Source organism: Mycobacterium arosiense ATCC BAA-1401 = DSM 45069, from assembly GCF_002086125.1.
Lineage (GTDB): Bacteria > Actinomycetota > Actinomycetes > Mycobacteriales > Mycobacteriaceae > Mycobacterium > Mycobacterium arosiense.
This window is the reverse complement of record NZ_MVHG01000070.1, coordinates 17,813-28,017: the sequence shown is the minus strand read 5'-3', so window position 1 is coordinate 28,017 and position 10,205 is coordinate 17,813. Positions and strand designations below refer to the sequence as shown.

Sequence of the window (10,205 nt, the reverse complement as noted above, 5' to 3'; positions counted from 1 at the left end):
CGCGTCCAACGCCGACGACAGCGCCTCGCGATCAACCACTGCTCCCACACCCTCAAACTAGCCACCCCCACCGACATAACCCGGCCCACAAGCCGCCATAGATTCACACTCGCGCAATTGATTTCGCTAAAAATCCAGCCCCGAGAACATCAGCCGGTTGGGGTCGTACTTCTGCCGGACGGTCGTCAGCCGCGACAGGTTCGGGCCGTAGTAGCGCGTCGGCGCGGTGTTGGCCTCCAGGTAGTTGACGTAGCCGCCGACCGAGAACTGTTGTACCGCTTGATGCGCGGCGCCCACCCAGGTGTTGGCTGCGGAGACCTGGGTGGCGGCGGGCTCGACGTACCACTGCACCACCGCGGACTGAGTGCGCCACGGAAACGCGGTGTCGCCCGGCGCGACGTCGGCGACCGCGCCGCCCAGCGGGTCGATCAGGACCGAGGCCTGCCCCGCCCCGGAGGCCGGCCACTGCCCGGCCGCGGTCGCAATGGCGTGGGCCGCAGCGGAAGTCATCGGCCCGATCACATCGGAGCCGGCCACGAAGCCGCGCGCCGGGCTGGTCGCGCTGCCACCGGCCAGATAATTCACCAGGTCCATGTGGCTCAGCGTCTTGTTGGTCACGGCGCTGGGCGCCAACCCCACCGCCGATTTCAGGGCGTCGGCCACACCGGAACCCGTCCCGGCCGGACACGTCGCCAGCACATGGCAATTCGCCTGTGCCGAGCCGACCGACAGATCGACCATCCCCCAGGTGTTGCGGTCCGCGCCCGCCAGCCAGGACTGCCAGCCGGTGAGCACCTGCACCGCCGACGACGGCGGGAAGTCCAGCCGGACCAGGTCGCTGTCCGCGGTGGCGAAGGTCGCGAAGGTCATCGAGGTCGTCACCCCGAAATTGCCGCCACCCCCACCACGCAAGGCCCAGAACAGATCCGGGTTGTCGCCGGCCGACGCGGTGACCACGTCGCCGCTGGGCAACACCACGGTCGCGGATTGCAGCGCGTCGCAGGTGAGCCCGGCACGCCGGGCGTCGGCCCCCACACCGCCGCCCAGCGCGAGCCCCGCCATGCCGACGGTCGGACAGGTGCCCACGGGAACGGCGCGGCCCGCGCCGGCCAGGGCCTGATGTACCGCATACAGATTGGTCGCCGGAGTCACCGTGACGCTGTTGCCGTCGAAGTTCGCCCCGCCTGGCAGGCCGCGCAGATCCAGCACCACGATGCCGTTGGCGCTGGACGCACCGACGTACGAATGACCGCCGCCGCGCGGTGCGATCTTGAGGTTGTTGGCCTTCGCGAAGGCGACCGCCTTCTGCACATCCGCCTGTGACGAAACCCGAACTACCGCAGCGGGATTGGAGCCGTTGTAGAGCGAGTTGAAAACTTCTTTCCCGGTGGAGAATTGGGCGCCGTTGGCCGGCAACAGCACGCTGCCGCCGATCGAGGAGGCCAGCTGACCCCAGCCGGCGGGGTCCGCGGCCGCCGGGGCGGCGCCGAACATTGCTCCCGTCGCCAACGTTACGGCGCCGCGAAGAAACGTCTGACGCGAGATCTCGTGATGGGTCGAGCGGGTCGTCATGGGGCGGATTCTGGTTGATCTCCCGCCGAGAAGTCCGGTGCCGCCGCCCGTGTTAAGTCACAGTGTGGCCTCGATCGGCCGAGCGGCCTTGCACAATCGGGGGAGCGTAATAACGGACGCCGCGCTGGCCGCGACCTCACGAAACGCTTATTGTGCGAACCTTCACCTCACCGTGTCGTAAACGTGACAGTCATGGCTCAGAGTTCGTAGGCGTGATTCGAGTGCCTCAGACGCACTCCATGGCGGACGGGGAGGCTGGCGTGAAGGCACTTGCACGAACTCATCAAAGGATCTGGGTTTTGCGTCATCAGCCCTTCACCATCCGCCTGCTGGCCGCGGCCGCCGCCCTGCTGACCGTGGCCTCGGCGCTTGCGGCGCCGGCCGAGGCGGAGGGCAACGGCGACGACTTCATCGACGCGCTCAACCACGCCGGCATCGACTTCGGCGAGCCCGGCAACGCGATGTCCGTGGGCGAATCAATCTGCCCGATGCTGGCCCAGCCGGGCGGCAATTTCGCGGCGGCCGCGTCCAGCGTCGCGGGCCGGGGCATGTCGCCCACGATGGCCCGCATGTTCACCACGATCGCGATCCAGACGTACTGCCCCGAGGAGATGGCAAACATCGCCAACGGCAACCTGTCCGGCGCCATGCCACAGGTTCCCGGCATGCCCGGACAAGTCCCGGGGATGACGAGCCAGATGCCCGGGATGGCGGGCCAGATTCCCGGGATGGCCGGGCAGGTCCCGGGCATGACGGGGCAGATTCCGGGAATGCCCGGGCAGGTCCCGGCTCTGCCGACGTACTAGCGGGTGCCCAGCGGGTCGATGGTCCACGCGATATAGAACATCACGGCCGCGACCGCCGCGGTGGTCACGAAGTCGATTCCCTTGCCGCGCACCACCAGAAGGCCGGCGCGGTCCTCGGACAGCAGCAACCGCAGCAGCGCCGCCACGCCGACACCGACGCCGATTAACAACGAACCGCGACGCCAGAAGTTGGCCCCCACCAACGCCAACGCCGTCGCAAAGATCAGGCCCACCAACAGAATTGGCCACTGGGCCCGCAGCAGGGTCCGCGCGGTCATCCCCGCTCGGCCAGTTCGACGACATTGGTCAGCAGGAACGCGCGGGTCAGCGGGCCGACTCCGCCCGGATTCGGCGACACGTGGCCGGCCACCTCCCAGACGTCGGGGTGGACGTCGCCGGCGAGCTTGCCGTCCACCCGGCTGACGCCGACGTCGAGCACCGCGGCGCCGGGACGCACCATGTCGGCGGTCACCATGTGCGCCACGCCGACGGCGGCGACGATGATGTCGGCCTGCCTGGTCAGGGCCGGCAGATCGCGAGTTCCGGTGTGGCACAACGTCACCGTCGCGTTCTCGGAGCGACGGGTCAGCAGCAGGCCGAGCGGTCGGCCGACGGTGACACCACGGCCGATGACCACCACGTGCGCCCCGGCGATCTCCACGTCGTAGCGGCGCAACAGATGCACGATGCCGCGGGGGGTGCACGGCAGCGGGGCCGGGTTGTTGAGCACCAGCCGGCCCAGGTTGGTCGGGTGCAGACCGTCGGCGTCCTTGTTCGGGTCGACCCGTTCCAGCGCCGCGTTCTCGTCCAGGTGCTTGGGCAGCGGCAGCTGCACGATGTAACCGGTGCAATCCGGGTTGGCATTGAGCTCGTCGATGGTCTCGTTGAGCGTGTCGGCGCTGATGTCGGCGGGTAGGTCGCGGCGGATCGAGGTGATGCCGACCTTCGCGCAATCGGCGTGCTTGCCCCGCACGTACGCCTGTGAGCCGGGGTCATCACCCACCAAGATGGTGCCCAGCCCCGGGGTGCGGCCCGACGCGGTCAAAGCGGTCACCCGCTTTTTGAGGTCGACGAAGATTTCGTCGCGGGTGGCCTTGCCGTCCAGCGTGATTGCTCCCACGCTGACAGTCTGGCAGACCTCGACGATGGCGACCCGCCGCGCCCGGCTTCGCCGCGCTTGCGATCGCCAGATACCGACGATGGCGACCCGCCGCGCCCGGCTTCGCCGCGCTTGCGATCGCCAGATACCGACGATGGCGACCCGCCGCGCCCGGCTTCGCCGCGCTTGCGATCGCCAGATACCGACGATGGCGACCCGCCGCGCCCGGCTTCGCCGCGCTTGCGATCGCCAGATACCGACGATGGCGACCCGCCGCGCCCGGCTTCGCCGCGCTTGCGATCGCCATTAGGCTCCCGGGTATGGCTAGTCCCCCGGACGTGCTCAGCCCCGCGAAGCTCGGGCCGGTCACGCTGCGTAACCGCACCATCAAGTCCGCCACGTTCGAGGCTCGCACGCCGGAGGCGCTGGTGACCGACGACCTCATCGAATACCACCGGCAACCGGCCGCCGGCGGGGTCGGCATGACGACGGTCGCCTACTGCGCCGTCTCCCCCGGCGGGCGCACCGAGGGCAACGGCATCTGGATGCGGCCGGAGGCGGTGCCCGGCTTCCGCCGGCTCACCGACGCGATCCACGCCGAGGGCGCGGCGGTCAGCGCGCAGATCGGCCACGCCGGCCCGGTGGCCAACGCCAAGTCCAACAAGGCCAAGGCCCTGGCGCCGGTCCGGTTCTTCAACCCCATCGGGATGCGCTTCGCCAAGAAGGCGACCCGCGAGGACATCGACGAGGTGATCGCCGGGCACGCGAACGCCGCCCGGCTGGCCATCGAGGCCGGCTTCGATGCCGTCGAAATCCACCTGGGCCACAACTATTTGGCGAGCTCGTTTTTGTCCCCGCTGATCAACCGCCGCGACGACGAGTTCGGCGGATCGCTGGAAAACCGGGCCAAGGTCGCCCGCGGCATGGTGATGGCCGTTCGGCGCGCGGTGGAAAAGGAGGGCACCCCCATCGCGGTGACCGCGAAGCTGAACATGGCCGACGGCGTTCGCGGCGGCATCAGCACCGAGGAGTCGCTGACCACCGCCAAGTGGCTGGAGGAAGATGGCGGCCTGGACGCGATCGAACTCACCGCGGGCAGCTCGCTGGTCAACCCGATGTATCTGTTCCGCGGTGACGCGCCGCTCAAGGAGTTCGCCGCGGCGTTCAAGCCGCCGCTGCGCTGGGGCATGCGCATGACGGGTAAGAAGTTTTTGCGCGAGTACCCCTACCGCGAGGCGTATCTCTTGCGCGACGCCAAGCTGTTCCGCGCCGAGCTGAAGCTGCCGCTGATCCTGCTCGGCGGCATCACCAACCGCGAGACGATGGACCTGGCGATGGCGGAGGGATTCGAGTTCGTTGCCATGGCCCGCGCGCTGCTGGCCGAGCCGGATCTGATCAACCGGATCGCCGCGGACGGTGCCGGGCACCAGGTGCTTTCGGCCTGCACGCATTGCAATCAGTGCATGCCAACGATCTACACCCGGACGCACTGCGTGGTCACCGGCGCGCCCGATGTGGCAGTTGGCGCTGCCCGGTAATCCACAGGGGCGCAAGCTACAGTTGTGGCGATGTCAGCACCAGCCCCGCCAACGCTAACCGTCCACCACGAAGGATCGGAACGCACCTTCGCAGCGGGCCACGACGTAGTAGTCGGGCGCGATCTGCGAGCGGACATGCGTATCACCCACCCGCTGATTTCGCGTGCCCACCTGCTGCTGCGTTTCGACCAGGGCAAGTGGCTGGCCATCGACAACGGTTCGCTCAACGGGACTTTCGTCAACGGCCGGCGGGTACCGGTGGTGGAGATCCACGACGGGCAGACCCTCAACATCGGCAACCCGGACGGACCGCTGCTGACGTTCGATGTCGGCCGCCACCAGGGCATGGCCGGGCGCCCGCCCCGCACCGAATCGATGAACATCCCGGTGGCGGCGCCGCCCAAGGCCGCGGCGTGGTCGGCGCAACCGGCCCCGCCGGCCGCGGCGCCACCGCCGCCGCCGGGCCGCGCGCCGAGCTGGGCGGCGCCGCCGCGACGGCCGCAGCCGGCACCCGTGCAGCGCCAACACCCGCCGGGACAAACGATGTACGGCGGCGGCGGTGCCCGCCCGCCCGCGTTCCCGCACGGCGCGCCGCCGCCGCACGCCGCCCCGCCGATCGCGCAGATGCCGGCCGTCGGGACCCCGCAAACCCAGATGGCCCCCGTCTCTGCGAAGCCGCCCGAGGTGGCGAACCTGGCCACGAAGATGTTCCAGGCGCTGCTGCCCTCGCGCTCCGGCGCCATCCAGAAGCCGGCCGGGTCGCAAACCATCGGCCGGGCCACCGACAACGACATCGTCATCCAGGACGTCCTGGCCTCGCGCCACCACGCCTTCTTGATCCAGACGCCGCTGGGCACCGAGGTCCGCGACGCGCACAGCGTGAACGGAACGTTCGTCAACGGTGTCCGGGTCGGGTCGGCGGTGCTGACCGAGGGCGACGTCGTCACCATCGGCAACGTCGACTTGGTGTTCACCGGCGACAACCTGGTCCGGCGCACCGAGGCGGCCACCCGCACCGGCGGGCTCGAGGTCAACTCCGTCTGCTACACCGTCGACCACGGCAAGCAGCTGCTCGACCACATCTCGCTGACCGCGCGGCCCGGAACGCTGACGGCCATCATCGGCGGGTCGGGCGCGGGCAAGACCACGCTGTCGCGGCTGATCGTCGGCTACACCAGCCCGACGTCGGGCACCGTGACCTTCGAGGGCCACAACATCCACACCGAGTACGCCTCGATGCGCAGCAGGATCGGCATGGTCCCACAGGACGACGTGGTGCACCGCCAGCTGACGGTCAATCAGGCGCTGAATTACGCGGCGGAGCTGCGCCTGCCACCCGACACCAGCAAAGAGGAGCGAGCCCGCGTCGTCGCGCAGGTGCTCGAGGAACTCGACATGACCCGGCACGCCGAAACCCGGGTGGACAAGCTCTCCGGCGGCCAGCGCAAGCGCGCCTCGGTCGCCCTCGAGCTGCTCACCCAGCCGTCGCTGCTGCTGCTGGACGAGCCGACGTCCGGCCTCGATCCGGCGCTGGACCGCCAGGTCATGCTGATGCTGCGCCAGCTGGCCGACGCGGGCCGCGTCGTGCTGGTGGTCACCCACTCGGTGTCGTATCTGGACGTGTGCGATCAGATCCTGCTGGTCGCGCCCGGCGGTAAGACCGCGTTCTGCGGGCCGCCGGATCAGGTCGAGGCCGCCATGGGGACCCGCAACTGGGCCGACATCTTCGCCAAGGTCGGTGCCGATCCGGACGAGGCCAACCGCCGCTTCAAGGAGCGCAACCAGCAGTCGTCGCAGCCACCGACCCCGGAGAGCCCGGCGGATCTGGGCGAACCACCCCAGACCGACCTGTTCCGGCAACTGTCCACGATCGCCCGGCGCCAGGTTCGCCTGGTCGTGTCCGACCGCGGCTACACGATCTTTCTGGCGGTCCTTCCGTTCCTCATCGGCGCGTTATCGCTGACGGTGAAGGGGCCCCACCCCGGCCTCGGCCCGGCCGACCCGATGGGGCCCGCGCCGACGCAGCCGCAGTACATCATGGTGCTGCTCAACATCGGTGCCGTCTTCATGGGGACCGCGCTGACCATTCGCGATCTGATCGGCGAGCGAGCCATCTTCCGGCGGGAGCAGGCGGTCGGCCTGTCCACCACCGCCTACCTGCTGGCCAAGATCGCGGTGTTCTGCGTCTTCGCCACCGGCCAGGCGGCGATCGCCACCATCATCGTGCGGCTGGGCAAGGGGGCGCCGACGGCGCATCCACAGTTTCTCGGCAACTCGACCTTCTCGCTGTTCGTCACGGTCGCGGGCACCTGTGTGGCGTCGGCCATGCTGGGCCTGCTGCTGTCGGCCCTGGCGCAGTCCAACGAACAGATCATGCCGCTGCTGGTGGTGTCGATCATGTCGCAGCTGGTGTTCTCCAGCGGCATGATCCCGGTGTATCAGCGCATCGGCCTCGAGCAGCTGGCGTGGCTGACGCCCGCCCGGTGGGGCTACGCCGCGGGCGCCTCCTCGATCGACTTCCCGTCGCTGGTCAAGGTCAAGCAGATCCCCACCAACGACCCGATCTGGCAGCACTCCAAACACATCTTCGTGTTCGACATGCTCATGCTCGCGGCGCTGTCGATCGGCTATACCGGCTTCGTCCGCTGGCACATCCGGCTGAAGCGCTAAACACCGATCCGCGCGCAACCACCCCTAACCTGGACGTGATGACTGGACCCGCGCGGCCCGTGCTGACCGCTCGAGCTGACCGATCCGAAGGAAGCTTCGCCGCCGGCCGCGACGTGGTCGTCGGCAGCGACCTGCGCGCCGACCTGCGCGTCGCACACCCGTTGATCGCCCGCGCGCACGTGCTGCTGCGCTTCGATCAGGGGCGGTGGCTCGCCGTCGACAACAACACGCTCAACGGGGTCTACCTCGACGGCCGGCGGGTGCCGGTCGTCGACATCCGCGACGGCCAGACCATCAACCTCGGCAAGCCCGACGGCCCGCGGCTCACCTTCGAAGTGGGCCAGCACACCGGCAGCGTCGGGTCGCTTCCGCCCGCGGCCGCCCCTCCCCGGGCGCTCGCGCCTCCCCCGGGGCCACCCGGCCCGCCGCCGTCGCGGCCCTTCCGTCGGCGAGGCCCCGCACGGCAGCCCGGGCCAGCCGCCTATGGCCCGCCGACCCGGACCGGGCGCGGCGACGGCGTCGGGGAGTTCCCGACGACACGGGTCGGCGTCCCGGGGCGGCCATCCGACCGGCGGCCCGCGCCGGCACGCGGCGCCTCGATCGGGCGCGCGCTCAACAACGACATCGTCATCCACGACGTGCTGGCCTCACGCCACCACGCCTTTTTGACGCCGACGCCGACGGGCGCGGAGATCCGCGACGCGAACAGCAGCAACGGCACCTTCGTCAACGGCGTCAAGGTCGGGTCGGCGGTGCTGTCCGACGGCGACGTGGTGACGATCGGCAACGTCGACCTCGTCTTCGCAGACGGGGTGCTGGTTCGTCGCCAGGAGGCGGCCACCCGGGCCGGCGGCCTGGAGGTGCGCGAAGTCAATTTCGGCGTCGACGGCAAGACCCTGCTGGAGCGGATCTCGCTGGTCGCCCGGCCGGGCACGCTGACCGCGCTGATCGGCGGTTCGGGCGCGGGCAAAACCACGCTGTCGCGGCTGATCGCCGGGTACGCCACCCCGTCGTCGGGATCGGTCACCTTCGAGGGGCACGACATCCACACCGAATACGCGTCGCTGCGCACCAGGATCGGAATGGTCCCCCAGGACGACGTCGTGCACCGCCAGCTCACGGTCAGCCAGGCGCTCGGCTACGCCGCCGAGCTGCGCCTACCGCCCGACACCAGCAAGGCCGACCGCGAACAGGTCGTCGCCCAGGTCCTCGACGAGCTGGGCCTGACCGAGCACGCGAACACCCGGGTCGACAAGCTCTCCGGCGGGCAGCGCAAACGCGCCTCGGTCGCCCTGGAGCTACTGACCGGGCCGTCGCTGCTGATCCTCGACGAGCCGACCTCCGGGCTGGATCCGGCGCTGGATCTACAGGTGATGACCATGCTGCGACAGCTGGCCGACGCCGGGCGCGTCGTGCTGGTGGTCACCCACTCCCTGACCTACCTTGACGTCTGCGACCAGGTGCTGCTGATGGCGCCCGGCGGCAAGACGGCGTACCTGGGCCCGCCCGGGCAGATCGGCGCGGCCATGGGCACCACCAACTGGGCGCACATCTTCGCCAAGGTGGGCGCCGATCCCGACGAGGCCAACCGCCGCTTCCTTGCGCAGAACCGGCCGCCGCCGCCCACCCGGACCCAAGCGCCGGGGAAGCTGGGCGCCCCGGCGCACACCAGCAAGCGCCGCCAGTTCTCCACGATCGCCCGCCGCCAGATCCGGCTGGTGGTCTCCGACCGGGCCTACTTCACCTTCCTGGCGGCGCTGCCGTTCGTGATGGGCGCGCTGTCACTGGCCGTTCCCGGCAGCGTCGGATTCGGTTACGCCGATCCGGTCAGCGAGTCGGCCGGCGAGGCGGGGATGATCCTGACCCTGCTCACCATGGCCGCGGCGTTCATGGGTACCGCGCTGACCATCCGCGACCTGATCGGCGAGCGAGCCATCTTCCGGCGAGAACAGGCGGTCGGCCTGTCGAGCACCGCCTACCTGCTGGCCAAGGTCGCGGTGTTTTGCACCTTCGCCGTCATCCAGGCGGCCATCGCCACGGCGATCGTGGTGCTGGGCAAGGGGCCACCGACGCGGGGCGCGGTGCTGCTGGGCCCCTCCAGTTTCGCGGCCACCCTCGAGTTGTTCGTCGGGGTCGCGGCGACGTGTGTGGCCTCGGCCATGCTGGGCCTGCTGCTCTCGGCGCTGGCGCGTTCCCACGAGCAGATCATGCCCCTGCTGGTGGTGTCGCTGATGATGCAGATGGTGCTCTCCGGCGGCATGGTGCCGGTGACCCACCGGATGTTCCTCGATCAGCTGTCCTGGCTGCTGCCCTCGCGGTGGGGGTACGCGGCGCAGGGGTCGACGGTCGACCTGTGGACGGTGTCGCCCGGCCCGCAGAGCCCGCGCGACAGCCACTTCCAGCACACGCCGACGGCCTGGCTGTTCGACATGGGCCTGCTCGCGGTGCTCACCGTGGGCTACGCCGCGATCGTGCGGTGGCGCATCCGGCTCAAGCGCTGAACGCGGGCCGCAACGCGCG

Annotated in this window: 7 protein-coding genes; 4 read left to right on the top strand and 3 right to left on the bottom strand. The window is 69.9% G+C overall.

Features of this window, described 5'->3' with window-relative positions; all coding sequences use genetic code 11:
* Positions 1–126: 126 nt before the first annotated feature.
* The gene (locus BST14_RS21135; protein ID WP_083066312.1) at positions 127–1,572 is read right to left on the bottom strand and encodes an FAD-binding oxidoreductase; all 1,446 of its coding nucleotides are present in this window, start codon (positions 1,570–1,572) and stop codon (positions 127–129) included.
* A 260-nt stretch (positions 1,573–1,832) separates the two neighbouring features.
* Between BST14_RS21135 and BST14_RS21130 the strand changes: the two genes are divergently transcribed.
* Positions 1,833–2,378: a DUF732 domain-containing protein gene (locus tag BST14_RS21130; protein WP_211280780.1), complete on the top strand. Its 546-nt coding sequence runs from the start codon at positions 1,833–1,835 to the stop codon at positions 2,376–2,378.
* Here BST14_RS21130 and BST14_RS21125 read toward each other — a convergent pair.
* On the bottom strand, positions 2,375–2,656 hold the full coding sequence (locus BST14_RS21125; protein ID WP_083066310.1) for a DUF3017 domain-containing protein: 282 nt from the start codon (positions 2,654–2,656) through the stop codon (positions 2,375–2,377). The two genes, BST14_RS21130 and BST14_RS21125, sit on opposite strands and share 4 nt — an antisense overlap.
* Complete coding sequence (locus BST14_RS21120) at positions 2,653–3,498, bottom strand: bifunctional methylenetetrahydrofolate dehydrogenase/methenyltetrahydrofolate cyclohydrolase (protein ID WP_083066309.1); 846 nt, start codon at positions 3,496–3,498, stop codon at positions 2,653–2,655. Before BST14_RS21120 ends, BST14_RS21125 begins: the two co-directional genes overlap by 4 nt.
* A 299-nt stretch (positions 3,499–3,797) precedes the next feature.
* On the opposite strand from BST14_RS21120, the gene BST14_RS21110 reads away from it, so the two are divergent.
* From BST14_RS21110 to BST14_RS21100, 3 genes are read left to right on the top strand one after another with little or no spacing between them, the layout of a single operon-like run.
* Positions 3,798–5,015 carry an NADH:flavin oxidoreductase gene (locus BST14_RS21110; protein WP_083066308.1) on the top strand — a complete coding sequence of 406 codons (1,218 nt, stop codon included), beginning with the start codon at positions 3,798–3,800 and terminating at the stop codon, positions 5,013–5,015.
* A gap of 30 nt (positions 5,016–5,045) precedes the next feature.
* Entirely contained in the window at positions 5,046–7,685 is a 2,640-nt protein-coding gene (locus tag BST14_RS21105; RefSeq protein WP_083066316.1) for an FHA domain-containing protein, read from the top strand.
* Positions 7,686–7,723: 38 nt separating this feature from the next.
* Positions 7,724–10,186 carry an ATP-binding cassette domain-containing protein gene (locus BST14_RS21100; RefSeq protein WP_083066307.1) on the top strand — a complete coding sequence of 821 codons (2,463 nt, stop codon included), beginning with the start codon at positions 7,724–7,726 and terminating at the stop codon, positions 10,184–10,186.
* Positions 10,187–10,205: the final 19 nt, after the last annotated feature.